The following is a 25,069-nucleotide window of genomic DNA, read 5'->3' as shown; positions in this document are numbered from 1 at the left end:
GAGGTGGGGCCCGGCCTTCGTCATCCGCGCGGTTTTGTGGCGGGCGTGGACCATGGACTACTATCGTGTAGGTGCAGATGCTCGGTCTGCGTCACGCCTCCTTAGCTCAGTTGGTAGAGCACCGCTCTTGTAAAGCGAAGGTCGTCAGTTCGAGTCTGACAGGGGGCTCCACACGAGCAAGCCCCGTACACCGCTGAAATCAGCGAAGCGCGGAGCTTCTTCTTTTCCGACCGCTACCCGTCGCCGTCGCGTTTGAACACGAGCATGAGGGAGCGCATGCTCAGCACGAAACCGCCGAAGAGCAGCACGAAGCCGAAGAACGAATACAGGTGGATGTCCTTCGTCAGCAGCGGTCCCTCATCGCTGGTGATGAGCATGATCGCGCCCACCACTGCGGCTCCGGCGAGGACGGCGACGATGAGCTGCTGGAACAGGCCGGTGAGGAAGCGACGATCCGACGAGTTCTCGAGGACACGCATGTTCATCGAGAACCGACCGTGCTCGAGGTCCTCGGTGATCTTGTTGATCCGACGCGGCATCCGGTCGATCATCGGCATCAGCTGCAGGGCCCGACGCTGCAGTTCATCGGTGAGCTTCGTGCCCTTGAGCTTCGCCCTCACGAGCCTGTTGCCCTCCTTGCGGGACACCTCCACGACGTCGAATTTCGGGTCGATCGTCAGCAGTGCACCCTCCACTGAGGCCATCGCCCGGAAGGCGGCGCTGATCGGCGCAGGCACGGAGAACCGATGCGCGAGCACGAGGTTGAACAGGTCGTCGAAGAGCTTCTGCCCCTGTGTGGCCCGGGTGCCTCCGCCGTAGCGCAGCAGGAGCTCACCGACAGCGCGTTCGACTTCCCGGTCATCGAGCCCGTCGGGACGTCCGAGGAGTTCGATGAGGGCATCGGTGGCTCCGGCGCTGTCATTCTGGTCGATCGAATAGAGCATGAGGCCCAGCGACGTCTGCGTGCCCGGATCGAGTCGACCGACGGCACCGAAGTCGAGCAGGCCCAGCTTTCCGTCGGGGGTGATGAAGATGTTGCCGGCATGCAGATCGGCATGGAAGATCCCGTCGCCGATGATCTGTTCGAGCGTGGCCCCCAACAGCGTCGTCGCCAACCGGGACCGCTCGGCCGTGCTGAGCCCGCCCAGCAGTGCGCCCGCCCGCGAGACAGGCTGGCCGGGCAGCCGATCCATGACCAGCAGTCGTTCGCCGCTGAGCTCCGGATAGCCGTGGGGAACGGTGACGTCGAACTTCCCCGACCGTTTGAGAGAGGCCTCGATGCTGGCCATGTTGTCCAACTCGATCCGGTAGTCGAGTTCCTCTTCGAGCGTGTTCGCGAACCCTGCGGCCAGTGATTTCACACCCAGATCCCTGCCCCAGGTCGTCGTCTTGTTCAGCCACGCCGCCAACCGCAGGATGATGTCGAGATCCTGCGTGACCTGATTGAGCGCCTTTGGGCGCTGTACCTTGACGATGACCTCGGTGCCGTCGCGCAGCGTCGCCTCGTGCACCTGCGCCACCGAGGCGGCCGCCAGCGGTGTGGAGCCGATCCGGGAGAAGACCTCTCCGATCGGTCGGCCGAGCCGCTCCTCGATGGCCGGTTCGATGACCGACCAGGGTTCGGGGGTGACCTGGGTCTGCAGGGTCTCGAGCTCACGGACGAAGACCGGGGGGAGGATGTCTCGCCGGGTCGAGAGCATCTGACCGAGCTTGACGAAGGTCACCCCCGCCTCGGCGAGGGAGTCCTTGAGCGCTCGCGCGGTCTTGACCTCGCGGCCCGGCGAATCCCCGCCGAAGCCGCGCAGCTGGGAGCCGAGTCCGTGCCGGACCGCGATCGACACGACCTGGGCGTAGCGGCGGGCGCGGCGACGGCGCGACTTCCAGCCGAAGAACAGCGACTGCGGGCCGGGCAGGGAGCCGGTGGGAAAGGCGGCCTCGAGCATGACGAGGGCGCCGACGCCCAGGGCGAAGATCCAGCCGAGGGCGAGCACCATGAACAGCCCCGCGACACCGGGGGAGACGTCGAGGCCGCTGGCGTTCTGACCGGTGCCGGCTCGGTAGAGGTACTGGACGGTCACGGCCACGACGGCGCTCATGACGAGACCGACGGCGAGCGTGCGCGGCCAGCCGGTGGGAACGCCGACGACGCGACGGACCACGGTGGCGGCGAACCACGACTGCAGGAAGAGGAAGACGAGTGCTGCCAGGCTCACCAGCACATATCCGCCGACGTCCAGCGCTTCCATCGATGACTCTCCTGATCCTGTTCGGGGTCTCAGCCGAACATCGTCGAATCGGTCACTCCCAGACTAGACCGTTGACCGACCACGGTGCTGAGAGCCGCAGCCCATGCTCAGCTCGCAGTGCGCCGCCCGCCCTGCGCTCGAATGACGCGTGCCCGTGTGCGGCCCGCCCACTCCTCAGTCCGAGTGCGGCGGGTCGAGGCGTCCGCGACGGCCGGGCAGCCCCACCTGGCGGGCCCAGACGAGGATCCACACCGCGCCGAGGAGAGCGAGAAGTCCCGGGAACAGCACCCCGAACCGCAACGAGGTCACGGTGATGATGAGCGAGAGCAGGGTCGGCCCGCCGAGCTTGCCGCCGTTGTTGAAGATCGCCCAGATGCCGAGGAACCGGGGGCGGCCGATCGCGGGGGAGAGATCTGCCCCGATCGTCATGTTCACACCCGCCCCGAGGCCGTTGCCGAAGGCCATGACCGCAGCGGCGATGACCATGCCCGACAGATCCGGTTTCGCGACCATGATGACGAACCCGGTGCCGAAGATGGACAGGCACGCGACGAGGGTCGCGACCCGGCCGAGGTGGTCCTTGATGTAGGCACCGAGGAACATGACGATGAGTTCGAGTCCGGCGCCGAAGGCGATGATGAGCGAGATCGACGACTTGTGCAGCCCGATCTCCACGCCCCACAACTGGACGACCACGGGTTGTGCGGCGCGGGCGGCGGCCAGCGCGATGATCGTGACACCGGTGAGGACGACCGATTTCCAGCGCACCTCGAGAGGCGGGCGGCGATCCTTCTTCTTCCCGCGCCGAGGATGGGCGACGTTCCCATCGACGGCATCTGCCGCCTCGGTGGAGGGAGCCGCCTCGGTGCCGGAATCCTTCGCCGAAGCGGAACCGCGGTGATCGTCGAAGCCGGGGATCTGCGCGATCGGCAGAGCCATGATGACGATCGCAGCGACCGCGGTGAGCGCCGAGAAGACGAACACCGACCAGATGGGGAAGACGAGCATGAGACCGGCGCCGATCATCGGTCCGATGAGGTTGCCGACCCGCTGAGTGCCGCCGAGTGCGGTCATCGCCTTTGCGAGATCGGCCGCCGGCATCACCTCGGCGACCACAGCCTGCCGGGCGAGGCTCCACACATCGGAGACCGGGCCGAAGACCATGAGCGCGAGCGTGTAGACGATGAGCGAATACGGCGAATCCCAGATGAAGGAGGCCACGATCGCGCCGAGGACGATGATCGCGGCGCCCGTGGCCACGGCCATGGCCCGGAAATCGCCGAGGCGGTCGATGAGGATCCCGGCCGGCACCGTCGCCGCCAGGGACACGGCCCCCATGATGCCGACGATGGCTGCCGCGAACGCCTGCGTCGACCCCAGCGACAGCGCCCCGAGGACGAGGATCGGCATGATCGCACCCAAGCCGACGGCGAAGAGGGCGAACGGCACGAGCACCGGCCACAGGATGGGTTTGAGCACACGGCAAGCTTAGTTGAGGCCGCACTGCGTCGAGGCCGAGGACGCGTCGGCCTTGTTCTACGGCCGCCGGGCGGTCATAGAATATTCGGGCACAGCGACCGACCATCTGGAGGGCCCATGGCCACGTCGAAGTCACCGACCGGCGATACCGCACGAAACGGCACTGCCGCCGACAACGCCCGGACTGCGCCGACGCGCTTCCGACTCAGCCCCATGCGCCCGCGTGATCCGAACGAACCCGGACGGGCTGCGAGCACACTCGAACTCTTCTTCGATCTCGTCTTCGTCATCGCCGTCTCGATCGCCGCATCACACCTCCATGACACGGTCACGGCGGGCCGCCTCGGCGAGGGCGTGATCAGCTATCTGCTCGTGTTCTTCGCGATCTGGTGGGCGTGGATGAACTTCACGTGGTTCGCCACCTCGTTCGACACCGATGACTGGCTCTACCGGCTGCTGACGATCGTGCAGATGGGCGGGGTGCTCGTCCTCGCCGCGGGCATCGGTCCGGTCTTCGAGAGTGAGGACTTCCGGCTGCTCATCGCCGGCTACGTTCTCATGCGGATCATCATGATCTCCCAATGGCTGCGCGCCGCCCGCGGGGCCGGGACGGCACGGTGGACGACGATCGTCTACGCGGCCGGGATCGGCATCGCCCAGATTCTGTGGGTGGCGTGGCTGGCCATCGATGATCCGACGATGCGGGCGGTCGGGCTGGGTCTGCTCATCCTCGCCGAGATCTCGATCCCGGTCATCGCCGAAACCCGCGGCACCACTCCATGGCACCCGGATCACATCACCGAACGCTATGGCTGCTTCACCATCATCGTCCTCGGTGAGAGCCTGCTGGCCTCGGCGAATGCGGTCTTCGACGCCCTCGGCGAGGTGGCGGACATCGTCCCGCTCATCTCGCTCGGACTGCTGTGCCTGATCGTCACCGCGGCCATGTGGTGGATCTACTTCTGGCCGCCGCACCATCGTGCCATCGGCAGCCTGGGAGGTTCGCTGAAGTACGGCTACGGCCACTACTTCATCTTCGCGGCGGCCGGTGCGTTCTCTGCCGGGGTCGGCGTCGAGGCTGATTCCCAGCTCGGCAACAGCGCCCTCGACCCTGTGCTGGCGACGTTCACGGTGTCGGTGCCCATCGTCGTGTTCGTCCTCGGCGTGTGGGTGCTCGCGATCCGCGCCAATGCGAATGCCGTGGTCAACACGGTCGTGCCCGTGTGCGCGCTGCTCATCCTCGCCGACCCGATCATCCCGATCCCGACATTCCTCACGACGTTCTTCATGATCATCATCGTCATCACCCTCGTCGTCTTCCCGCCGACGACCGAGGACTCGTAGACGACTCATAGTGGGCGACCCTTAGGGTGGTCCCTCGCCGAGGTGGCCCCCGGGTGAGCGTGCCCCGTTGAGCAGGCGTGTGGAAACGGCGATCGGGTTGAGATGCCGAGCCGCCCGGTGAGCGTGCTCCGCTGACAATCCCGATCAGAAGGGCAGCCCGTGGTACCGGTCGAGGTGGCGCTGCTTCGCGGCGTCGACTCGGCGCGACATCTCCGCGGGATCGGTGCGAACGCGCAGGGACCGGACGCGGGACCGGACGCGGCGGCGTTCGACCAGCCACAGTGCCAGGCGCAGGACCAAGCGGTCGAGTCCGGCCGCCTCGGCGGACGTGTCGTCACCGCTGTCGACGACGATTTCGCGGGTGACGATGACCGTGCGTTCGACGATGCGTCGGTGCTGGTCGGCAAGCGGCGGGCGGATGGGTGGGGTGAGCGTGCTCATGATGGTGTTTCCTCTCCATCGATCAGGGGGAAGGCATAGAACTGGATCTGCACCGGGCGCGACCCCGGATCGTTGCGGCCGCGATAGGTGTTGATGAGTGCCATGACCGTTCTCTCGTATTCGGCGGCGACCTCCGCCAGCTGCTCCTTCGTCAGGCGCAGGTTGCTCGTATCGCTGGCGGAGGCTTCGACCCAGTCGGTGGGCAGCCGCCGATCGTCGTAGGCCGCATCGACGAAGTCCGCGAAGTTGCGGTGCATATTGCGCACGAGCTCACGGTTGACGTAGTGGGAGGCGGTCCGTGTCGAGGGGTCCAGATCGCTTTCGGGCCCCGGTACCTTCATGGCTCCAGGGATCCGCTCCCACCACTTCTCCCGTCCGCTGTGCTGGCCCTCGACTTCGCGGATGAGCCGGTGGCGAGCGAGTTGGCGCAGGTGATAGCTCGTCGATCCCGACGATTCGCCGAGGCGCTTGGCCAGGCTCGTCGCCGTCTGCGGCCCCAGCGTCGACAGCGCATCGTAGATCGCCGTCCGCAGGGGATGGGCCAGGCCCTTGAGGGCCGATGTGCTGATTTCGCGAACACCGTTCGGATGTGTGATCTCCTCATGCATACTGCAAAGATACGCTTGCAAAGAAGGCTTTGCAATACTTTCTTCGCGTCATTTTCGTAGCCTGCGCGCGGGCGGAACGGACCTGGTCTCTGTCGATTCGCCGCCGAAAGTGGCAGGCTGGACTCATGACTTTCCACAGCGTGGTCCCGCCCTACCTCCTCGATGCGATCGCCGAACGCGGCATCGAGCGCTTCCCGAAGGCGGCCGCTGCCGCCCGCAGCTGCCGGATGTCCGATGAGACCTGTCGGAACCTGCGCCTCGCCGGGCTCCGCTACACCCCGCCGGCCGACCTCGGCAAGGACGAGGCAGCGCTTGCCGCACCCGCTCCGGCAGGACTCCAGCGACTCATCCACGATGCCGAGAACACCGAGGTGCTGCCCGGCACACTCGTTCGCTCCGAGGGCGAGGAGCCCGTGAGCGATGAGCCGGTCAACGAGGCCTATGACGGACTCGGCGCCTCGTACGCGCTGTTCTCGGAGGCCTTCTCCCGCGATTCCCTCGACGGGCGGGGGATGCCGCTCATGGCCAGCGTCCACTATGGCAATGACTACGACAACGCGTTCTTCGACGGCCGCCTCATGGTCTTCGGCGACGGTGACGCCGAGGTCTTCACCGGCTTCACCGGGTCCGTGTCGATCATCGGCCACGAACTCTCACACGGAGTCATCAGCCACACCGCGGACCTCGAATACTTCGGCCAGCCGGGAGCACTCAACGAGCACTGCGCCGATGTCTTCGGGGCGCTGACCGAGCAGCACGCGGCGGGGCAGAACGCCGAGGACGCCGACTGGCTCATCGGGGCAGGCATCTTCACTCCCGAGGTCACAGGGCGGGCCCTGCGGTCTATGCTCGAACCCGGCACAGCGTATGACGATGACGTCCTCGGCAAGGATCCGCAGCCGGGACACATGGACGATTTCGTCACCACCGATTCCGACAACGGCGGCGTCCACCTCAACTCGGGCATTCCGAATCGGGCGTTCGCGCTCGCCGCCAAGAGCATCGGCGGTCCCGCGTGGGACAGCGTCGGGCAGGTCTGGTACGCGGTGCTCACCGGTTCCGAGATCACCAAGCAGACCGATTTCGACGCCTTCGCACAGCTGACCATCGCCGAGGCGGCCGATCAGTTCGGTGCCGGATCCGACGTTCACGACGCGGTCGTGACCGGGTGGCAGACAGTGGGCATCACCCATGCGGCAGCAGCCCGGGGAAACGAGGGGAGCAGCTGGTGACTGAGAGCCGGGCCGGTTCGGGAGACGGCGACGGCTTCGGTCGTCTGCTCGTCGAACGTTCCGGGGGGATCGGCGGAATGCGGCTCGTCTGGGAAGTCGACATCGACGCGAGCAGCCACGCCGAGGGCCTCGGGCGAACGGTCGCCGAACTGCCCTGGTCGGCAGCCGATGCGAGCAGCCGCGCATCGACCGGAGCCGACGGCTCGGCCCAGACCACTGCCGACAGCTCGGTTCCGACCGGCGCCGACCGTTTCGTCTACCTCATCGAGAGCCGCTACGGGCGCGTCCGATTCGGTGAGGCCCAGATGCCGCAGGAATGGAAGCGACTCGTCGACGAAGTCCGTGAAGTCACCGAACCGCAGAGACGGCCACCGGGCTGAGCCTCATTGCGGCTGAACCGTCCCCGATGCAACTGGGTCACTCCTGCGCAACCGGGCTGACCCTTATGCTGGAGCGCATGACCGACTCGAACACCGAACCGAGCAAAGACGCCAGGTCCACGGCGGAGAAGAACGTGCGTGACCTCGAGGACGGGGTCCACACCGACCTCAAGAAGACGATGACCTACGGGTCGTATCTCGACCTCGATCGGCTGCTCGGCGCTCAGCACCCCGTCAGCAGCCCCGAGCATCACGATGAGATGCTCTTCATCATCCAGCACCAGACCACCGAACTGTGGTTCCGCCTCGTCATCCACGAACTCCTCGACGCCCGCCGGCTCATCGCCCACGATGAGCTGCAGACCGCGCTGAAGCGCATCGCCCGCGTCAAGCACATCCAGAAGACCCTGACCGAACAGTGGTCCGTCCTCGCCACGCTGACCCCGAGCGAATACATCGGCTTCCGCGACCAACTCGGCCGTGCCTCTGGTTTCCAGTCCTGGCAGTACCGAGCGGTGGAGTTCCTGCTCGGGAACAAGAACCGGGAGATGCTACCGGTCTTCGACGGTGAGCCCGAAGCGCGTGCCGCACTCGAGCAGTATCTCGAGGAACCGAGCATCTACGACGAGTTCATTGCATGTCTGGCCCGCCGCGGACTCCCGGTGCCGCAGCGGCTGCTCGACCGCGACAAGTCCGTGGCCCACACCTTCGACGAAGAGCTGAGCGACACCTTCCGCATCATCTATGAGAACCCGCAGAAGTACTGGCAGGAATACGAAAGCTGCGAAGAGCTCGTCGACCTCGAGGAGAACTTCCAGCTCTGGCGCTACCGGCACATGCGCACGGTGCTGCGGATCATCGGCATGAAGCGCGGCACCGGCGGTTCGAGCGGAGTCGGGTTCCTGCAGAAGGCGCTCGACCTCACGTTCTTTCCCGAACTCTTCGATATCCGCACCGGCATCGAGAACGGTCCCGGCATCAGCCCCGAAGGGATCTGAGATTCCCTCATCAAGCCCGGGATCGGCGGCCGCTGAAACCGAGGTGCGACCCTCACCTGATGAAGACCGCCCTTACCCGAGGAGGAGGTCCCTCACCTGCGGGAAATACGGGGACTCGGGGTCGATGACATCGGCATGGTTCGCCCCGGGCAGTTCGGTCAGGGCCGCGGGAAAGACCCGGGAGAACTCGATGGCGACGGTCTCATCGGCATCCCCGTGGATCGAACGGACATCGACGCGGCCCGGAATGAGCACGGCCCGAGACCGAGGATCATGACGCAGATACGCCTGAAGATCCTCCTCGGGCCGCACACCCATGTAGTCGAGGACCGCACCATCACCGAGGCTGCCCGCCACTTCCCGCAGCAGGTCCGTAACCGGCGCCAGCGGTCGCAGACGGAATCTCGGCCCGTCCTCGGGCAGGTGGGAGGCCCACGCGAGGACGAGGCAGCCGCCGGCCGAATGCCCGGAGACGATGAGGTTCTCCCGCCCAGACTCGCTGACGTCCCAGTTCGGCAGTTCGAACTGCACCGCCTCGATGGCCGCGGTGACATCGTCGAGCAGGAGCGGCTGTCCGCCGTCCCGACGGTATTCGACGAGGACGACGAGCACTCCGGAGGCGGCCAACGACAGAGCCAGCGGTCGGGCATGAGCGAGGTCCGTGCGCGGACGGAAGTAGCCGCCGTGGACGAAGATCACCGTCGTCGAGGCGGCTGCCGGGTCACCGTAGACCTCGACGAACTGCTCAGGCGCCTCCCCGTAGGCATGCCGGAAGGCCGGCGTATCCGCCCCCGGACCGCCGTCATCCGGACCGAGCCCTCCGAAGGAGGCGGTCGGTCCGCCGAATGCGGCGCCGGCGGCGGAGAGTTCGGGTATGCGCACGCTCTCACCGCTCATCTCTCGTCCGTACCCCGACCGGCCACACCCCGATCGGCCGCACCCCGATCGGCCGCACGTCGAACGTCTGCGGCGTCAGCTTCCCGTGCCCGCTCGACGAGGTCGGCGACGCGGGTGAGCTCGGGCAGCTTCGGATCGAGCTTGTCCCCGGAGGACTCACCGCGCAGGCGACGGCCGACCCACGGACCCAAGTACTGCTTCGCCCACCGAGACTCTTCGCTCATAGCCTCGCGGATCGCACGCGTCGGACGGGCCGGCACACCGAAGCCCTCGGTCGGCAGCGAATGACCGGATTCGAGCGTGGCCAGTGCCTGCTCGGCGACGAGATGATGGCCCTTGGGGGAGAGGTGGATGCGATCCTCGGCCCACATCTCCGCGGCATAGAGCGACCGCAGACCCCACAGGTCGACCATGTGGCAGCCGTGGCGCTGCGCGATCGACCACAGGTGGGCGTTGTAGACACCGACGCGGGGGCGCACCGCACGGATGAGCGGGGAGCTGAATTCCGTGTCGAAGCCGTTGCACATGAGCACCTCGATGCCGGCTTCGCGCAGGTCGATGACGGCGCGCTCGAACTTCGCGGCCAGGGCGTCGATATCGGCCTTCGGCCGCAGACAGTCATTGCCGCCTGCACACAGGCTGACCAGATCCGGCTTCAGCTCCAGGGCACGGGGAACCTGTTCGTCGATGATGCGGTCGAGCAGCCGTCCGCGGATCGCGAGATTGGCATAGGAGACATCGGGGCTGCCCGCCTTCGACTCCGTGAGCATGAGGGCCAGACGGTCCGCCCAGCCGCGGAACCGGTCGTCGATGCGCGGGTCGGGATCCATCAGCCCTTCGCTGAATGAATCTCCGACAGCGACGTAGGAGGTGATGGTCTCTAGCATCAGGGAACCTTCTCTCTTCGGGCAATGGTCCAAGACTATATGCCGGGGGTGACACGAGGCACCCGTGAGGGAGCCGGGATGAACCGGGAGAAACGGCATGTGGCGTAGACTCGACTCCGCAGCCAGACGTCGTCGCCGACCCCATTGCTAGGAGCACAATGTACCGTTCGGTTCCGGTCCCCGCCGCCGCAGATCTCGTGATCACCAACGCACGGATCGTGCCCGTCGCTGATGCGAACGGGCACCGCGCCGAGGCGATCGAAACGGGTACGCTCACCGTCACCGACGGCCGCATCGCAGAGGTGGTCGACGGGACCGTCGACACCTCATCACTCCCCACGGACACCGAGGTCATCGACGCCGGCGGACGCTGGGTGCTGCCCGGCTTCATCGAAGCCCACGGCCACCTCGGCGTGCATGAGGACGGCGAGGGCTGGTCCGGTGATGACACGAATGAGATGACCGACCCCAACGGGGCCGGGCTGCGCGCCCTCGACGGCATCGACCCGACCGACATCGGCTTCAAGGATGCGCTGCGCGGGGGAGTCACCTCGGCGCTCATCAAACCCGGATCCGGCAACCCCATCGGCGGGCGCACCGCCTTCGTGAAGACGTGGGGACGGATCGTCGACGAGATGCTCGTGACCGAGGACCTGTCCGTGAAGTCCGCGCTCGGCGAGAACCCGAAACGCGTCTACGGGGAGAAGAAGACGACCCCCTCGACGAGGATGGGCACCGCGAAGATCATCCGCGACGCTTTCGTCGACGCCCGCAACTACCAGGCCAAACGTGCCCACGCCGAGGCTGAGGGCACTCCGTTCGACCGGGACCTCGTCAAGGAGACCCTGGCCGATGTGCTCGACGGCAGACTCGCCTGGGACCAGCACTGCCACCGCGCCGATGACATCGCCACGGCCATCCGACTGTCCGAGGAATTCGGGTACCGCCTCGTCATCAACCACGGCACCGAAGGCCACAAGATCGCCGATTACATCGCGGCCAAGGGCATCGACGTCATCCTCGGCCCCCTGATGACCACTCGGTCGAAGGTCGAACTGCGCGACCGCACCCTGGCCACCGCGGCGGCCCTCGCCGAGGCGGGGGTGCGCATCGCTCTGACCACCGACCACCCGGTGATCCCCATCAATTTCCTCATCCACGAGGCGTCCCTGGCCGTCAAGGAAGGTCTCGACCCGATCGTCGCGATCGAAGCCCTGACGATCAACCCCGCAGCGATCTTCGGACTCGATGACCGTCTCGGGTCCCTGGCCGTCGGCCGTGACGCCGACATCGTCATCTGGTCGGGCGACCCGCTCGATCTCGACTCCCGCGCCGAGACCGTGTTCGTCTCCGGACGCCGCGTCTTCGACTACGACGCCGAGACGGGAACCGCGAACGTCGCCGATCCATACGGCCCGACACTCATCTGCGAGCCGTGAGCGACGAACTCGAAGACGCCACCACCGCCGAGGTGCGGGTCGATCCACCGACCGCCCCCGGGCCCGTTCGGGGGTCGTCCCCTGCCCCGGTCAACGGCGGCAATCCTGAGGCCGGATCCCAGGCTCTGAGGGAGCTGCTCGAACGCACCCGACTGCAGCGTCTGGCCGAACTGCGGGATTCCTCGCCGGACCCCAAGCCTGAGGACATCGAGAAGGCCGCTGCCGCGAAGGCGGCGAAGCCCGAACGCAGCGTCGGCCGGTCGAAACCGCGGACGGACCACCGCGGCGCTTCTCAGCGGATCGCGCAGAGCGTGGCCCGGCGCACCGTCGGCAAACTCGTCTCAGGTACGACTCCGAACACGCAGCCGGTGCCGATCGTCACCGCGCTCAAGGGCACCCCGTATCAGGCGCCGGTGCAGGCGACCGAGCCGAGCGAGGACGAAGCTCGGATGATCCTCGACCTCGCCGCCGATATCGCGGCGATGATGATGCGCGCCGGCGCGGGCACCAGCGATGTCGAGGTCTCGGTCATCGCCGCATGCACGGCATGCGGCCTGGCCACCGTCGAAGTCGATCTCACCTCGAACACGCTCGTCGTGCACTACTCGACCTCCGACGGTCGTCTGCTCACGGTGATGCGGGTCAATCGCGGTGAGTCCACGCATTTCGCGAAGCTCGCCTCGGTGCACAAGCTCGTCACCGACCTCGTCGACGGACGCCTGGAATTCCACGAGGCGCGCAGCCGTCTCGACGCCATCCGCGCGCAGCGACGGCCGTTCCCGCAGTGGTTCGTCACCGGAGCATGGGGGTTCATGGTCGGCGCCCTGGTTCTGCTGCTCGGGGGAGGCCCGATCGCGGTGCCGCTGGGTATCGCCATGGCCATCCTCATCTTCCAGGTCGGCAAGTTCCTCGGTCGCACCCACCTGCCGTCGTTCTTCATCACGGCGCTGCAGGCCGCCTCGGCGACGCTCATCGCCACGATCGCCGGCGACATCGGCATCATCAACTCCCCGCAGTACCTCGTGGCCGCCGGCATCGTCCTCCTGCTGCCCACCCAGTCACTGTATTCGGCCGTCCAGGATGCGCTGACGAACTTCCCGCTGACCGCGGCCGGCCGCGTCGTCGGGGTGTTCATGACTCTGGCGGGCATCGTCTCCGGCATCGCCCTGGGCGTCGTGTGCGGGCAGGCGATCGGACTCAGCCATATCGAAGTGCTCGTGCCGAAGACGAGTCCGCATGTGGTCACGGCGATCCTGTCGATGGTCGCCGCCGCCGTGGTGTCGATGTCCGGCGCCGTGGCGATGTCGGCCCGGCGGCGGTTCATCCTGCCGGCGGCGATCGTCGGTCTGGCTTCGCACATCACGATGATGTCGCTGACCCTTCTGCACATCGACAATGTCCTCGCCAGCCTCTTGGCCGCCACCGTCACCGGGTTCCTCTCGAGACCATTGGCGCTGCGGCTGGGAGCGCCGGCGATCGTGCTCATGATTCCCGGCATCTACACCCTGCTGCAGGGATTGTCGATCTTCACCGCCGTCTATCAGATCGCCTCGGAATCGGAGAACGTGACCTTCGCCGTGGGCCTGTCCTCGCTGTTCACAGCGATCCTGGCGAACGCGGCACTGGCGGTCGGAGCTGTGCTCGGCAGCTACCTGGCGCTGCCGTTGAAGAACCTCAAGAGCCAGAGCTCGGCCGAGGAGAAGGTCGAATCGGTGCGCAGCGGCGAGACCTCGACCGCTGTCATCGACTCGGTGCAGCCGGGACCGGCGAAGACCCAGTCGAGCGGGACGGGAACCTCGGGTGTTTCGGGCGCCGGCAAAGGCTCGCCCGAGTCGGGCGGGATCCAGCCCTGAGCTCAGTCGTGAACTGGCAGCGCCCAGTCGATCGGCGCGATGCCCTTCTGGGCGAGCAGCTCATTCGTGCGCGAGAACGGGCGGGAGCCGAAGAAGCCGCGGCTGGCCGACAGCGGCGAGGGATGCGGTGATTCGATGATGGCCACCTCGGCGGTGCCGGAAGTCAGCAGCGGTGCGAGGTTGCGGGCATCCCGGCCCCAGAGGATTGCGACGAGCGGCTGATCTCGCTGTGTCAGCGCAGTGATCGCCCGCTCCGTGATCTCCTCCCACCCCTTGCCGCGGTGTGAGGCGGGCTGGCCCGGAGCGACGGTGAGGGCTCGATTGAGCAGCATCACGCCCTGCCTCGACCACCCGCGCAGGTCTCCGTGAGGGGCAGGTGGGATGCCGAGATCGGCTTCGAGCTCCTTGTATATATTGCCCAGCGAGCGGGGCAGCGGTCGGACATCGGGATCGACGGCGAAGGACAGGCCGATGGGATGGCCCGGTGTCGGGTAGGGATCCTGACCGACGATGAGCACCTTCACCTGTTCCAGCGGTTCGGCGAAGGCACGGAAGACGAAGTCCCCGGCAGGCAGGTACTCGCGACCGGCGGCGAGCTCATCGCGCAGGAAGTCGCCCATCGCATGGACGCGGTCCTCCACATCGGTCAGGGCCTGCGCCCAGTCAGGGGACATGATCTCGGTCATCGGAGGTCTCGACGTCATGGGCACGAGTGTAACGAGATCAGGTGGACGCGAACTCCACGACTGCCTCGGTGAGGGTGATCGCGTACGTCAGCACATCCTCGGTGAGGGCATCGTGCGGGTGTGCACCGAGCGCAGATCGGGTGTGCGCGATCGCCTATCGAACAGGTGTACTGCCCGCAGACGGCACGCGTTATGCTCGGCCTAAGGAGTTCATCGTTGAACGAAAGGACCGAAATGTCGGAATTCCCAGAGGCCAAGAACTGGAAGATGCTCATCGGCGGCGAGTGGGTCGACGCTGCTGACGGCGACACCACCGATGTCATCACCCCCATCGACCGCAACGTCGTCATCGCCAAGGTCCCCAACGGCAAAGAGGCCGACGCCGACCGTGCCGTCAAGGCTGCACGCAAGGCCTTCCCCGAGTGGGCGGCCCTGCCGTTCAAGGAACGCCAGAAGAAGCTTGTGGCCTGCGCCGATGCGCTCGAAGCCGCCTCGGAGGAGCTGGCTCAGCTCACCGCCCTGGACACCGGCAACGCGATCCGCACCCAGGCCCGCCCGGAGACGATCATCCTGGCCGACCTGTTCCGCTACATGGGCGGAGTCGCCGGTGAGGTCAAGGGCAACACCCTGCCAGCCGGAGACAAGCAGCTGCAGTACACGAAGCGCGTGCCGCTGGGCGTCGTGGCCGGCATCCTGCCGTGGAACTCGCCGCTGATGATCGCGGCCTTCAAGACACCTGCCGCGATCGCCGCCGGCAATACGATCGTCCTCAAGTGCGCCGAGGATGCACCGCTGACGATCCTCAAGATGGCCGAGGTCATCGCCGACATCCTGCCCGCCGGTGTGCTCAACGTGGTCACCGGCAAGGGATCGGTCATCGGTGAGGCCCTCAACGTCCACCCCGACGTCGACAAGGTCTCGTTCACCGGTTCGACGAGCGTCGGCCGTCACGTCGCCGAGGTGGCCGGTGGCCGTCTCGCACATTCGTCGATGGAGCTCGGCGGCAAGTCCCCGAACATCATCTTCCCGGACTCGAACGATGAGGACACCCTCGAGCAGGTGCTCCTGTCGACGCGCTTCGCTCGTCAGGGCCAGTCGTGCACCATGGGTTCGCGTCTGTTCCTCCACGAGGACATCTACGACGACTTCCTGGGCAAGCTCGTCGACGCTGTCTCGAAGATGAAGGTCGGCGACCCCCGCGATGAGGACTCCGACATCGGCTGCATCATCAACCAGAAGCAGTACGACCAGGTCGCCAGCTACATCGAACTCGGAAAGTCGATGGACGGTGTGGAGATCGCCTACGACGGCTCCGATTCCCTTGAGGTCGGCGAGCCCGGCTTCTACCACGCACCCGTGATCTTCTCGAAGGCGAAGAACGACTGGCAGACGAGCCGCGAGGAGATCTTCGGCCCCGTCCTCTCGGTCATCCCGTGGAAGGACATCGACGAGGTCATCGACATGGCCAACGATTCCGACTTCGGTCTCGCTGCCTTCGTCTTCACGAAGGACGTCGACGCGGCACTGACCATGGCCAACCGGATCGAATCCGGTTGGGTGCAGGTCAACCAGGGCGGCGGCCAGCTGGCCGGCCAGTCCTACGGCGGCATGAAGACCTCAGGCTTCGGACGTGAGGCATCGCTGGAAGGCATGCTCGAAGGCTTCACCCAGATCAAGCAGGTCAACATCCGAATCCGCTGATCATGCACCCTCGCCGAGGCGGTCCTGACCTTACGTCGAACGCGCGGTTGATCCGATCCCCGAGATCAGGTCAGCCGGGTTCGCCGAGGCAGCGCCACCTCGGCGATGGTCCTGATCGTCACCCCGTCGCGGAGGTCTTCGAACAGATTTCCTGCGGCGGGGTGACGCCGTCTCCGGCGGTTGGGGGCGAGCTCACAGCCGACGGCGGCGCGCCGGAAATTTCGGTCCCGTCGCTCGGGCGATAATATAGAAGCACAGACACCTCTCGAAGGAGCACACCCTCTATGCCGCCGAACAACGACACCTCAGAACTGAGCGAGCTCGAGGTGGCCGTTTTGGAGTTCGAGCGGCGGTGGTGGAAATACGGCGGAGCCAAGGATCACGCGATTCGTGAGCGCTTCGACATGTCCGCCACCAGCTACTTCCAGATCCTCAACTCGCTTCTCGACAACCCTGCAGCTCTGGCCAGCGACCCCATGCTGGTCAAGCGCCTTCGCCGGATCCGCAGCACGCGGCAGAGCGAACGCGCCCAAGCCCGCGTCTCGAGGTAGACATGACCGACGAATTCGACGAGATCGAGCCCGGCCGGCGCAGCGGTGCCCATCGACAGGAATCCGCAGCGTCGTCGAACATCGGTGCCATCTCGCTGGTCATCGTGCTCGCCCTGGTCGCGGTCCTGCTCGTCGTGGCCGCCATCAACATCATCGTCTCGTCGATGGGCAACCCCGAATCGAAGGTCGCCGATCCGCCGGCTTCGGAATCGGCTTCGGCCGAACCCTCGCCGAGCGAGAGCGAAGTCAGCGTCGCTGATGACTCGCTCACCGTCGACGTCCTCAACGGCTCCGGCGTCTCGGGTGCTGCGAAGAAGTTCTCCGAAGCGGTCGACGAGAAGGGCTGGAAGCTCGGGCAGGTCGGCAACTACTCGACGAACCTCACCGATTCGACCGTGTACTACAACGGCGAGGAGAACGCCTCGCAGGCGAAGCTCGTTGCCGAATCGCTCGGCATTTCGGCCACGGAGGCATCGACGGACTTCGAAGCCGATGTCACGGTCGTCATCTGCTCGGACATCGCCGACCGGGGACCTGAGCCCAGCGGAGGCGAAGGCTCGGAGTGATCCGGGGCGACAGTTGTGAACAGGGCGAAAACCCTAAAGTAACGAATTTATAACAGTGTCGAGAGGCCCGGGGCGCAGTGTGTGCCTGCGGTAGAGTTGCATCAGCTAGGCAAGCACAGCACCTTGTGTTCTATTCGTGCTTCACCGAGATTATTCTCCCGAGGTCAATGAGAGAAATCGCGGGGTCAGTTGAGTTTTACTAGCTTCCGCATTCCAGATGCGGTCGCCAGGTCGCGGCTGAAATGCGGGATTTCAATGGCACTGCACTGTATGGAGAAGTAATGGCACAAGGTACCGTCAAGTGGTTCAACGCTGAAAAGGGCTATGGATTCATCACCCTCGAAGGCGACAACCAGGACGTGTTCGTTCACTGGAGCGCAATCCAGATGGACGGCTACCGCTCTCTCGAAGAGGGCCAGCAGGTTCAGTTCGAAGTTGGAGAAGGACAAAAGGGTCCTCAGGCGGAGTCCGTCACCCTCCTCTGAGACTGGCTGCTGACAGCACAGTTTTACAGATTTCTGATCCGCTGCACGGCGGTGTCCGAACGGCCATCCGGTCGACCGGCGCTGTTGTGCGTGGGGAAAGCGCCGAGCAGGCAACTGCCCGGCGCTTTTCAGTTCTCCGGGAGCGGCCCGCTTTGCTCCGGAAAGCCCACTTTCTTCTGTATGGATTTCGGAAGAAGGTGAGCCGTAAGCGGATGGTCTGCCGTGGAGAACGCTGCCTGGGTCGGTTCGGAGGGGATCGTGTCGGGCGACAGCACTGACTTGTGTGCGTCGCGGTGCGCGCCGCTGGCCCCGGCCGCGGGAACCGCCGCGTTGCCCGGCCGCGGGAACCGCCGCGTTGCCCCGCCGCGGGACTCGCCGCTCGCCCCGGCACGCGCCCCAGGCACTGTTTCGCGCTGAGCCGAACCCGCCAGCCGACTCCCGAGCGGCCCCGAGTATTCGCGTTTCGCGCCCACGGACGCCCATGACCGCAGACGGCCAATATTTGCACTCGCATGGGGAGAGTGCTAAATCTAGTACTGGTGAAAACCGATGGGTTCCCACCAGTTGTCTCGAGAGCGTGGTCCATATGTGGAATGGAACATGCGGACACACTCTCTGCCGTCGCGGGCGCTGATGACTGCTCTGGATACCCACTCCACTCCATCAGGGAGGATCTAAGCCACTATGGCAAAGATGATTGCATTCGACGAGGAAGCTCGTCGGGGACTCGAAGCTGGCCTCAACCAGCTCGCGGACGCGGTCAAGGTGACCCTTGGACCCCGCGGTCGCAATGTCGTGCTCGAAAAGCAGTGGGGCGCACCGACCATCACCAACGATGGCGTGTCCATTGCCAAGGAGATCGAACTCGAGGATCCCTACGAGAAGATCGGCGCCGAGCTCGTCAAGGAAGTCGCCAAGAAGACTGACGACGTCGCAGGCGACGGAACCACCACCGCTACCGTGCTCGCACAGGCTCTCGTCCGCGAGGGACTGCGCAACGTGGCAGCCGGTGCTGATCCGCTCAGCCTCAAGCGCGGCATCGAGAAGGCCGTCGAGGCTGTGACGCAGGTTCTGCTGAACAACGCCATCGACATCGAGACCAAGGAACAGATCGCCGCCACCGCTGGCATCTCCGCTGGAGATCCCGCAATCGGTGAACTGATCGCCGAGGCCATCGACAAGGTCGGCAAGGAAGGCGTCGTCACCGTCGAGGAGTCCAACACCTTCGGACTCGAACTCGAACTGACCGAGGGTATGCGCTTCGACAAGGGCTACATCTCCGGTTACTTCGTCACCGACACCGATCGCCAGGAAGCTGTCCTTGAGGATCCCTACATCCTCATCGTCAACTCCAAGATCTCGAACGTGAAGGATCTGCTGCCCGTCCTCGAGAAGGTCCAGCAGTCCAACAAGCCGCTGTTCATCATCGCCGAAGACGTCGAGGGCGAAGCCCTGGCCGTCCTGGTGCTGAACAAGCTCAAGGGCACCTTCAAGTCCGTGGCAGTCAAGGCTCCGGGCTTCGGTGACCGCCGCAAGGCTCAGCTCGCCGACATCGCCATCCTCACCGGTGGCCAGGTTGTGTCCGAGGAAGTCGGGCTCAAGCTCGACAGCGTGACCACCGATCTGCTGGGTACCGCCCGCAAGGTCGTCATCACCAAGGACGAGACCACCATCGTCGAGGGCGCAGGAGACGCCGAGGAGATCGCCGGACGGGTCGCACAGATCCGCGCCGAGATCGAGAACTCGGACTCCGACTACGACCGTGAGAAGCTGCAGGAACGTCTGGCCAAGCTGGCCGGCGGTGTTGCAGTCATCAAGGCCGGAGCCGCCACCGAGGTTGAGCTCAAGGAAACCAAGCACCGTATCGAAGATGCCGTGCGCAACGCCAAGGCTGCTGTGGAAGAGGGAATCGTCGCCGGTGGCGGCGTGTCCCTGATCCAGGCGGGCAAGACCGCTTTCGCCGACCTCGCACTCGAGGGAGACGAAGCAACCGGTGCCAACATCGTCAAGGTTGCCATCGAAGCTCCGCTCAAGCAGATCGCCACGAACGCCGGCCTCGAAGCCGGTGTGGTTGCCGACAAGGTCGCCAACCTCGAACCCGGATTCGGCCTCAACGCCGCAACCGGTGAGTACGAGGACCTGCTGGCCGCCGGCATCAATGACCCGGTCAAGGTGACCCGCTCTGCTCTGCAGAACGCTGCCTCGATCGCCGGTCTGTTCCTCACCACCGAGTCGGTCGTCGCCGACAAGCCCGAAAAGGCCGCAGCTGCAGACGCAGGTGCCGGCATGGACGGCATGGGTGGAATGGGCGGCATGGGCTTCTGATAGCCCCTGCTGTTCGATCGGCCGTGCCGGTGCCCGCGAGGGTGCCGGCACGGCCGTTTTCATGCTCGGGGCATTGTGACCCCGCCTCTTCCCGCTTAGGCTGGACCCATGACTTTCACCGGCACCGATGCCTGCGGAAACAGCCCGAAGAACGTCTTCGTCGCCGAATTCGAGGAGCACCTGTTCGAAGGTGACAGGGGAGCCCTCGCCGAGGCGGTCGCCGAGGACTGCGTCCTCCAGATCGTCCGCCCGGCGGGAGTCGAGACCCACACCGGTCGGGAAGCCGTCGTCGACGTCCTGTTGGAGCTGTCCGCGCATTCGCCTGAAGTAGGTCACCTCGAAGCGGCGATCACTCACGGCAAGGCCGCAGCCGCTTGGGGTTACTGGCAGGCCGAAGCCGACGGTGACGACCTGCGGCATTTCTCGCACACCATGTGGTTCACCACTCACAAGGCTCAGGAGTTCGGGCAGATCCGGGTCTTCCAGAACTGAGCCGAACCCTCAGAGCTGAGCCGATCTCTCAGAGCTGAGCCGAACCCTCAGTCCCAGGGATTGTCGCGACGATGACGACGGCCGTCCCGGCGCCGGTGCCGATCATCCCGACGTGAGATCTGCCCGGGGGAGTACGGCGGGTGGGACGGATGCGGCGGCTGCAGCCCCGTACCGAAGTCGGCTTCGTAATCTCGCGGGGGATCCTCACCCTGTTCGAGCTGTCGTTTGGCCTCGGCATCGCCGAGGTGGGCCCGAGCTCGACGCGTGAGCTCACGTCTGCGATTGCGGATGATCTCGTCCTTGTTCGCAATCCGGCGCAGGCCTCCGAAGAGCATGGGCAGGATGACGAAGATCGGCCAGAAGAAGATGAACTGGCCAGAGGCGATCGACGAGATCGCCCAGATCGCCAGGACGATCCCGGCCGGGCCCGCGACGGCTCCGAGCAGAGACCTGCGCACCCGATCCCGGTAGTACTTCTGCGCCGCCGCATCGATCTGCTCCGGCGTGATCGGCACCCGATCGGCCTCCAGGCGAGCCAGAGCCTGCGCGCGCCCCGCATCGTCGAGCTGGCCGGGCTCGGTCTCGGCGGCATCGGAGAGGACGAGGTCCTCGATCAGCTCTGGGACTTCTCCTAGCGTTTTGATCTTCGCAGCCGCCTCGGTGCGTTCATCGAACTCCTCCACGTCGAGCTGACCGAGGGCGTAACCCTCCGAGAGGACATCACTGACGACCGCGCGATCGGCATCAGAGGCTCGGACCTGCCCATACGATCGCGGATCTGCGCTGAACCGCGACCAGAGGGGACTGGCGTTCATGATGAATACTCTAACCCCGCGCAGCCGCGCGCAGGCTGGCAAAGAGCGGCAAGAGCCCTGCACTAGACTCGGCCAGGTGGAACCCGTCGTCGTGCTCATCCTCTTCGCAGTGTTCCTCGGCGCCTTGTCCCAACGGGTCACCGGAATGGGATTCGGCCTGGTCAGCGGCCCGTTCCTCGTCCTCCTCCTCGACCCGTTCAGCGGCATCATCCTCGTCAACATCTGTGGGATCGTCGCGTCGTTCTCCGTCTTCGCCCGCACCTTCGCCGAGGTGGAATGGCCGTCGTTCCGTCACCTGGCCCTCGGCGCGGTGATCGGGACGATCCCGGGAGCGCTCATCGCCTCGGCTCTGCCGACCGCTCCGCTGCAGATCCTCATCGGCCTGCTCATCATCGTCTCCCTCATCAGTTCCCTGACGCTGGGCAGGCTGGGCCGTCGGATTCCGGCGAACCTGGGCACCCGGATGGGAACCGGAATACTGTCCGGAGCAATGTCGGCGGCTGCGGGAGCCGGTGGACCTGCGGTGAGCGCCTATGCGGTGCTGACGAACTGGGAGCAGAGGTCGTTCGCGGCCACTCTGCAGCCGTTCCTCGTCGTCGGGACCGCCTCGGCGGTGGTGGCGAAGGTGATCGTCCACGGCGGGGTCTGGCCAGATCTGACGATGGGAACGTGGATCGGACTCGGACTCGTCCTCGTGGCAGGACTGGTCGGCGGTGACGTGCTGTCGCGGCGTGTCGACACCTCGATCGCACGGATCGGGATGCTCGTCCTCGCCTTCGGCGGGGGAGCCGCCGCGCTGGTCAAAGGCATCGTCGGGCTGGTCTGAGAGGCGGCCGGGACTGAGCGGATGTGAGGCACAGGCTCAGACGTCTGTCAGATTCGTCGGGCATACTGTTCAAGGACAAAGACAGCCGGGGAGGCATAGATCGTGAGTACGGTATTCCTATTGCTGCTCGTGGTTCTCGGAGCGGTATTCTTCATCGGCCACCGCAAGGAGAAGGCGCGTCAGCGGGAGCTGCACGCCGCTGAGCTCGAGCAGGTGAAGAAGACTGCAGAGGAAGACGTCACCTCGTTCGGCGAAGAGGTCGCCGAACTCGACGTCATCACTGCAGGAGTCGATCTCGACACCGGCGGTGCGCAGGACTACAAGCAGGCGCTGGATTCCTACGACATCGCCAAGGAGACGCTGGAGAAGGTGGACGAACCCACCGATATCCGCCACGTCACCGAGGCGCTCGAAGACGGCCGTTATGCCGCGAAGTGCGTACGTGCCCGGGTCGAAGGCAAACCCCTGCCGGTGCGTCGTCCGCCCTGCTTCTTCAACCCGCAGCACGGCCCGTCCGTCGAGGACATCGACTGGGCCCCGGCCGGCGGCCAGCTGCGCCCTGTGCCTGTGTGCGCCGCCGACGCCGAACGTGTGGCCGTGGGTGCCGATCCGATGGTGCGCAAGGTGGTCACCGGTGACGGACACACTCGTCGCGCCTACTGGGAGGCCGGACCGGCCTACGCCGAATACAACCGCGGCTACTTCAACTCCTATGCCGGCTCCGGACTGCTGCCCGGCGTCCTCATGGGTGCCATGATGTTCGGCGGAATGGGCGGCGGCTGGGACGGTGCTTACGGAGGCGACATGGGTGACGCCGGCGGCGATATGGGCGGAGACATGGGCGGCGGTGACGGCGGTGGCCTCTTCGGAGGCGACGGCGGTGACGGCGGAGGCCTCTTCGACGGATTCGGAGATCTCTTCTGATGGAGACGATCGAGATCCGCGGCGAGTCGATCAAGCTCGGTCAGCTGCTCAAACTCCACGGTGTCGCCGAGCACGGAGCCATGGCCAAGGACATGATCGCCGACGGTGAGGTCACCGTCAACGGTGAGGTCGAGACCCGCCGAGGTGCGACGATCCGGCCCGGCGACCGAGTCGAGGCACTCGGTGAAGCCATCGAGGTGGCACTCGAGCAAGCCTGACTCTCAACTTCATACACAGATGGAGGGCGTCCCCGCAGGGACGCCCTCCATCTGTATGCCTGGTGAATGCGGCTGCTGCGGCTCAGCCGTGCAACTCAGGTACTCAGCTCAGGTGCTCCTGGGGTGTCGTTCATGCCGGGTGCGTCCCACAGGGCCGACCAGTTCGACGTGTCCTCTTCGAAAGGCAGCTCGCCGGAGAGGACGCCCTTGACCTGGATCTCCAACGGATTGTCCCGCTGCTTCGGACCCGATTGCACGAAGGGATAGAAGGTGCCGCGCTTGTACTGGTACACCAGAGCCATGCGACGACCGTCGGGGTGGACGAAGTACACGGTGGTGCACAGCAGCATCGTGTCGAAGCCCTGACTGACCAGCGCCGAGTTCACGGCGTGGATGTTCGTCACGAGGTTGACCACCTCGGCGTTCTCATCGGCAACGACCTGCCACGTGAACCCAAAGCCGTCGTTCTCCTGCCTCACCGAGGCGGCCGGATCGGAGCCGATGAGGGCGACGCTCTCGGACTCCGCGGACTGGAATGCCGCGCCCTCGACCTGACGGAAGGCGACGGCACCGACACCGGTCGGGGTGAAGCCGGTGGCCGCCTGCAGCGTCAGAGCTGCCGGCGGCAGGGCGAAGAGATCGTCGAGATTGGCGCGCTTCGGTTTGGTCCTGCCGAGCAGTGCGTCGAAGAAACCCATGAAACTCCTAGTCGGGGGTGGTGTGGTCGCTGGTGAGGCGGCGAGATGTCACTCGGGGCGGGAGAGCTGAGCGGAGATCTTCGCCAGCTGTTCCAGGCGCTTCTCGAGCGAGGGGTGGGTGGAGAAGAGCTGACCGAAGGCGGCCTTGCCGCTGATGGCCGGGATGAGAGCCAGATGGTTCGCCGAGGCGGATGAGCGCAGGTCCTTCTCCGGGATCTTGGCCATGTCTCCGCTGAGCTTCGTCAGTGCCGAGGCCAACGTCGAGGGAGCACCGGTGAGGATGGCTGCGGCGCGGTCGGCGGCGAGCTCACGGTAGCGCGACAGCGCCCGGATGAGGACGAACGACAGGCCGTAGACGACGGCTCCGACGAGGATGAAGAGCAGCTGGATCGGGACGCCATTGTTATTGTTGTTCGACCGTCCGAAGCTCATGTAGTAGCCGGCGCGCATCATGAGCGCGGCGACGACACCGGTGACACCGGCAACGGTCATCACCGTGACATCGCGGTGAGCGACGTGGGAGAGCTCGTGGGCGAGGACGACTTCGACCTCATCACGATCGAGCTTCTCCAGCAGTCCGCGGGTCACGCACACCACGGAGCGTTCGGGGGAGCGGCCGGTGGCGAAGGCGTTGGGGATCGAGGAATTCGATACGGCCACGCGCGGCTTCGTCGAGTCCGCGAGCTGGCAGAGTCGGTCGATGATCGTGTGCAGCTCGGGAGCCTCCTCGGGGGAGACCTCCCTGCCGCCCATCGCCCGCATGGCGATCTTGTCGGAGAAGTACCACTGGAAGAAGAATGCGCCGGCACTGACGACGACGGCGAAGATCACGCCGGGGATGCTCTGACCGAACATCCACCAGATCGCGAGGATGAGGATGACATAGATGAGCCCGTTGAGGAAGATCGTCCATCCCATCCGCATGGTCAGTCCGTTGTCTTTGACGAAGCGATTCTTCATCGTCGTTCCTCTCTGGGT

25 protein-coding genes and 1 tRNA gene are annotated in these 25,069 nt (G+C 65.6%); 16 read left to right on the top strand and 10 right to left on the bottom strand.

Annotated elements, in window-relative coordinates:
- Positions 1-95 precede the first annotated feature (95 nt).
- Positions 96-171, top strand: a tRNA-Thr gene (locus L1F31_RS15380).
- Between the two features lie 62 nt (positions 172-233).
- Here the strand turns inward: L1F31_RS15380 and L1F31_RS15375 are convergent.
- Together L1F31_RS15375 and L1F31_RS15370 are read right to left on the bottom strand one after the other, a co-directional pair.
- Positions 234-2,246 (bottom strand): ABC1 kinase family protein, encoded by a 2,013-nt coding sequence (locus L1F31_RS15375; RefSeq protein ID WP_265418106.1) that lies wholly within the window; start codon positions 2,244-2,246, stop codon positions 234-236.
- A gap of 174 nt (positions 2,247-2,420) precedes the next feature.
- Positions 2,421-3,725, bottom strand: coding sequence for an MFS transporter (locus tag L1F31_RS15370; protein WP_265418105.1), 1,305 nt, complete (start codon positions 3,723-3,725; stop codon positions 2,421-2,423).
- A gap of 117 nt (positions 3,726-3,842) precedes the next feature.
- Between L1F31_RS15370 and L1F31_RS15365 the strand changes: the two genes are divergently transcribed.
- Entirely contained in the window at positions 3,843-5,069 is a 1,227-nt protein-coding gene (locus L1F31_RS15365) for a low temperature requirement protein A (protein WP_265418104.1), read from the top strand.
- Between the two features lie 144 nt (positions 5,070-5,213).
- Here the strand turns inward: L1F31_RS15365 and L1F31_RS15360 are convergent, their stop codons facing one another.
- Together L1F31_RS15360 and L1F31_RS15355 are read right to left on the bottom strand one after the other, a co-directional pair.
- Positions 5,214-5,510, bottom strand: coding sequence for a hypothetical protein (locus L1F31_RS15360; RefSeq protein WP_265418103.1), 297 nt, complete (start codon positions 5,508-5,510; stop codon positions 5,214-5,216).
- Positions 5,507-6,118 carry a winged helix-turn-helix domain-containing protein gene (locus L1F31_RS15355; RefSeq protein ID WP_265418102.1) on the bottom strand — a complete coding sequence of 204 codons (612 nt, stop codon included), beginning with the start codon at positions 6,116-6,118 and terminating at the stop codon, positions 5,507-5,509. Before L1F31_RS15355 ends, L1F31_RS15360 begins: the two co-directional genes overlap by 4 nt.
- A 125-nt stretch (positions 6,119-6,243) precedes the next feature.
- Between L1F31_RS15355 and L1F31_RS15350 the strand changes: the two genes are divergently transcribed.
- The 3 genes from L1F31_RS15350 to L1F31_RS15340 all read left to right on the top strand — a co-directional run bounded on the left by L1F31_RS15350 (position 6,244) and on the right by L1F31_RS15340 (position 8,728).
- Positions 6,244-7,350 carry a M4 family metallopeptidase gene (locus tag L1F31_RS15350; RefSeq protein ID WP_265418101.1) on the top strand — a complete coding sequence of 369 codons (1,107 nt, stop codon included), beginning with the start codon at positions 6,244-6,246 and terminating at the stop codon, positions 7,348-7,350.
- Entirely contained in the window at positions 7,347-7,730 is a 384-nt protein-coding gene (locus L1F31_RS15345) for a protealysin inhibitor emfourin (protein ID WP_265418100.1), read from the top strand. Before L1F31_RS15350 ends, L1F31_RS15345 begins: the two co-directional genes overlap by 4 nt.
- A gap of 77 nt (positions 7,731-7,807) precedes the next feature.
- Positions 7,808-8,728: a tryptophan 2,3-dioxygenase gene (locus L1F31_RS15340; RefSeq protein WP_265418099.1), complete on the top strand. Its 921-nt coding sequence runs from the start codon at positions 7,808-7,810 to the stop codon at positions 8,726-8,728.
- Positions 8,729-8,800: 72 nt separating this feature from the next.
- Here the strand turns inward: L1F31_RS15340 and L1F31_RS15335 are convergent, their stop codons facing one another.
- Positions 8,801-9,625, bottom strand: a complete 825-nt coding sequence (locus L1F31_RS15335) for an alpha/beta hydrolase family protein (protein ID WP_265418098.1) — start codon at positions 9,623-9,625, stop codon at positions 8,801-8,803.
- Positions 9,622-10,512 (bottom strand): SGNH/GDSL hydrolase family protein, encoded by an 891-nt coding sequence (locus tag L1F31_RS15330; protein ID WP_265418097.1) that lies wholly within the window; start codon positions 10,510-10,512, stop codon positions 9,622-9,624. Before L1F31_RS15330 ends, L1F31_RS15335 begins: the two co-directional genes overlap by 4 nt.
- A gap of 158 nt (positions 10,513-10,670) precedes the next feature.
- Here L1F31_RS15330 and L1F31_RS15325 point away from each other — a divergent pair, with 158 nt between their 5' ends.
- Together L1F31_RS15325 and L1F31_RS15320 are read left to right on the top strand one after the other, a co-directional pair.
- Positions 10,671-11,951, top strand: a complete 1,281-nt coding sequence (locus L1F31_RS15325; protein ID WP_265418096.1) for an amidohydrolase — start codon at positions 10,671-10,673, stop codon at positions 11,949-11,951.
- A complete protein-coding gene (locus L1F31_RS15320; protein ID WP_265418095.1) occupies positions 11,948-13,804 on the top strand; it encodes a threonine/serine exporter family protein in 1,857 nt (618 codons plus the stop codon). The genes L1F31_RS15325 and L1F31_RS15320 overlap by 4 nt, the downstream gene beginning before the upstream one ends.
- Positions 13,805-13,806: 2 nt before the next feature.
- Here the strand turns inward: L1F31_RS15320 and L1F31_RS15315 are convergent, their stop codons facing one another.
- The gene (locus L1F31_RS15315; RefSeq protein ID WP_265418094.1) at positions 13,807-14,508 is read right to left on the bottom strand and encodes a uracil-DNA glycosylase; all 702 of its coding nucleotides are present in this window, start codon (positions 14,506-14,508) and stop codon (positions 13,807-13,809) included.
- 216 nt (positions 14,509-14,724) lie between these two features.
- On the opposite strand from L1F31_RS15315, the gene L1F31_RS15310 reads away from it, so the two are divergent.
- The 6 genes from L1F31_RS15310 to L1F31_RS15285 all read left to right on the top strand — a co-directional run bounded on the left by L1F31_RS15310 (position 14,725) and on the right by L1F31_RS15285 (position 20,610).
- Positions 14,725-16,191 (top strand): aldehyde dehydrogenase family protein, encoded by a 1,467-nt coding sequence (locus L1F31_RS15310; protein ID WP_265418093.1) that lies wholly within the window; start codon positions 14,725-14,727, stop codon positions 16,189-16,191.
- A gap of 284 nt (positions 16,192-16,475) precedes the next feature.
- Entirely contained in the window at positions 16,476-16,742 is a 267-nt protein-coding gene (locus L1F31_RS15305) for a DUF3263 domain-containing protein (RefSeq protein ID WP_212129048.1), read from the top strand.
- Positions 16,743-16,744: 2 nt separating this feature from the next.
- A complete protein-coding gene (locus tag L1F31_RS15300) occupies positions 16,745-17,308 on the top strand; it encodes a LytR C-terminal domain-containing protein (RefSeq protein WP_265418092.1) in 564 nt (187 codons plus the stop codon).
- A 281-nt stretch (positions 17,309-17,589) separates the two neighbouring features.
- On the top strand, positions 17,590-17,793 hold the full coding sequence (locus L1F31_RS15295; RefSeq protein WP_025780447.1) for a cold-shock protein: 204 nt from the start codon (positions 17,590-17,592) through the stop codon (positions 17,791-17,793).
- 684 nt (positions 17,794-18,477) lie between these two features.
- Entirely contained in the window at positions 18,478-20,118 is a 1,641-nt protein-coding gene (gene groL, locus L1F31_RS15290) for a chaperonin GroEL (protein WP_265418091.1), read from the top strand.
- Positions 20,119-20,226: 108 nt separating this feature from the next.
- Positions 20,227-20,610 carry a nuclear transport factor 2-like protein gene (locus L1F31_RS15285; RefSeq protein ID WP_265418090.1) on the top strand — a complete coding sequence of 128 codons (384 nt, stop codon included), beginning with the start codon at positions 20,227-20,229 and terminating at the stop codon, positions 20,608-20,610.
- A gap of 47 nt (positions 20,611-20,657) precedes the next feature.
- Here L1F31_RS15285 and L1F31_RS15280 read toward each other — a convergent pair whose 3' ends face one another.
- Entirely contained in the window at positions 20,658-21,425 is a 768-nt protein-coding gene (locus L1F31_RS15280; RefSeq protein ID WP_265418089.1) for a DUF1707 SHOCT-like domain-containing protein, read from the bottom strand.
- Between the two features lie 76 nt (positions 21,426-21,501).
- Between L1F31_RS15280 and L1F31_RS15275 the strand changes: the two genes are divergently transcribed.
- The 3 genes from L1F31_RS15275 (at position 21,502) to L1F31_RS15265 (ending at position 23,393) form a co-directional block, all read left to right on the top strand.
- Positions 21,502-22,251, top strand: coding sequence for a TSUP family transporter (locus L1F31_RS15275; protein ID WP_265418088.1), 750 nt, complete (start codon positions 21,502-21,504; stop codon positions 22,249-22,251).
- A gap of 102 nt (positions 22,252-22,353) precedes the next feature.
- On the top strand, positions 22,354-23,175 hold the full coding sequence (locus L1F31_RS15270; RefSeq protein ID WP_265418087.1) for a hypothetical protein: 822 nt from the start codon (positions 22,354-22,356) through the stop codon (positions 23,173-23,175).
- On the top strand, positions 23,175-23,393 hold the full coding sequence (locus L1F31_RS15265) for an RNA-binding S4 domain-containing protein (protein ID WP_265418086.1): 219 nt from the start codon (positions 23,175-23,177) through the stop codon (positions 23,391-23,393). Before L1F31_RS15270 ends, L1F31_RS15265 begins: the two co-directional genes overlap by 1 nt.
- 95 nt (positions 23,394-23,488) lie before the next feature.
- On the opposite strand, the gene pspAB is transcribed toward L1F31_RS15265, so the two are convergent.
- Positions 23,489-24,091 (bottom strand): PspA-associated protein PspAB, encoded by a 603-nt coding sequence (gene pspAB, locus L1F31_RS15260; protein ID WP_265418085.1) that lies wholly within the window; start codon positions 24,089-24,091, stop codon positions 23,489-23,491.
- A gap of 48 nt (positions 24,092-24,139) precedes the next feature.
- Entirely contained in the window at positions 24,140-25,051 is a 912-nt protein-coding gene (gene htpX / locus L1F31_RS15255; RefSeq protein WP_265418084.1) for a zinc metalloprotease HtpX, read from the bottom strand.
- Positions 25,052-25,069 lie beyond the last annotated feature (18 nt).

The sequence above is a fragment of the Brevibacterium spongiae genome (genome assembly GCF_026168515.1).
GTDB classification, from domain to species: domain Bacteria; phylum Actinomycetota; class Actinomycetes; order Actinomycetales; family Brevibacteriaceae; genus Brevibacterium; species Brevibacterium spongiae.
Note: the sequence above shows the minus strand (reverse complement) of the source record. Positions and strands in the feature narration are given on the sequence as shown.

Bases quoted from the DNA above. Each gene is read 5' to 3' on its own strand.
- groL (WP_265418091.1), top strand. From the start codon at position 18,478: ATGGCAAAGATGATTGCATTCGACGAGGAAGCTCGTCGGGGACTCGAA.
- L1F31_RS15295 (WP_025780447.1), top strand. From the start codon at position 17,590: ATGGCACAAGGTACCGTCAAGTGGTTCAACGCTGAAAAGGGCTATGGA.
- L1F31_RS15315 (WP_265418094.1), bottom strand. From the start codon at position 14,508: ATGACGTCGAGACCTCCGATGACCGAGATCATGTCCCCTGACTGGGCG.
- L1F31_RS15325 (WP_265418096.1), top strand. From the start codon at position 10,671: ATGTACCGTTCGGTTCCGGTCCCCGCCGCCGCAGATCTCGTGATCACC.
- L1F31_RS15300 (WP_265418092.1), top strand. From the start codon at position 16,745: ATGACCGACGAATTCGACGAGATCGAGCCCGGCCGGCGCAGCGGTGCC.
- L1F31_RS15360 (WP_265418103.1), bottom strand. From the start codon at position 5,510: ATGAGCACGCTCACCCCACCCATCCGCCCGCCGCTTGCCGACCAGCAC.
- L1F31_RS15265 (WP_265418086.1), top strand. From the start codon at position 23,175: ATGGAGACGATCGAGATCCGCGGCGAGTCGATCAAGCTCGGTCAGCTG.
- L1F31_RS15330 (WP_265418097.1), bottom strand. From the start codon at position 10,512: ATGCTAGAGACCATCACCTCCTACGTCGCTGTCGGAGATTCATTCAGC.
- htpX (WP_265418084.1), bottom strand. From the start codon at position 25,051: ATGAAGAATCGCTTCGTCAAAGACAACGGACTGACCATGCGGATGGGA.
- L1F31_RS15310 (WP_265418093.1), top strand. From the start codon at position 14,725: ATGTCGGAATTCCCAGAGGCCAAGAACTGGAAGATGCTCATCGGCGGC.
- L1F31_RS15340 (WP_265418099.1), top strand. From the start codon at position 7,808: ATGACCGACTCGAACACCGAACCGAGCAAAGACGCCAGGTCCACGGCG.
- L1F31_RS15375 (WP_265418106.1), bottom strand. From the start codon at position 2,246: ATGGAAGCGCTGGACGTCGGCGGATATGTGCTGGTGAGCCTGGCAGCA.
- L1F31_RS15280 (WP_265418089.1), bottom strand. From the start codon at position 21,425: ATGAACGCCAGTCCCCTCTGGTCGCGGTTCAGCGCAGATCCGCGATCG.
- L1F31_RS15350 (WP_265418101.1), top strand. From the start codon at position 6,244: ATGACTTTCCACAGCGTGGTCCCGCCCTACCTCCTCGATGCGATCGCC.
- L1F31_RS15365 (WP_265418104.1), top strand. From the start codon at position 3,843: ATGGCCACGTCGAAGTCACCGACCGGCGATACCGCACGAAACGGCACT.
- L1F31_RS15305 (WP_212129048.1), top strand. From the start codon at position 16,476: ATGCCGCCGAACAACGACACCTCAGAACTGAGCGAGCTCGAGGTGGCC.
- L1F31_RS15285 (WP_265418090.1), top strand. From the start codon at position 20,227: ATGACTTTCACCGGCACCGATGCCTGCGGAAACAGCCCGAAGAACGTC.
- L1F31_RS15355 (WP_265418102.1), bottom strand. From the start codon at position 6,118: ATGCATGAGGAGATCACACATCCGAACGGTGTTCGCGAAATCAGCACA.
- L1F31_RS15335 (WP_265418098.1), bottom strand. From the start codon at position 9,625: ATGAGCGGTGAGAGCGTGCGCATACCCGAACTCTCCGCCGCCGGCGCC.
- pspAB (WP_265418085.1), bottom strand. From the start codon at position 24,091: ATGGGTTTCTTCGACGCACTGCTCGGCAGGACCAAACCGAAGCGCGCC.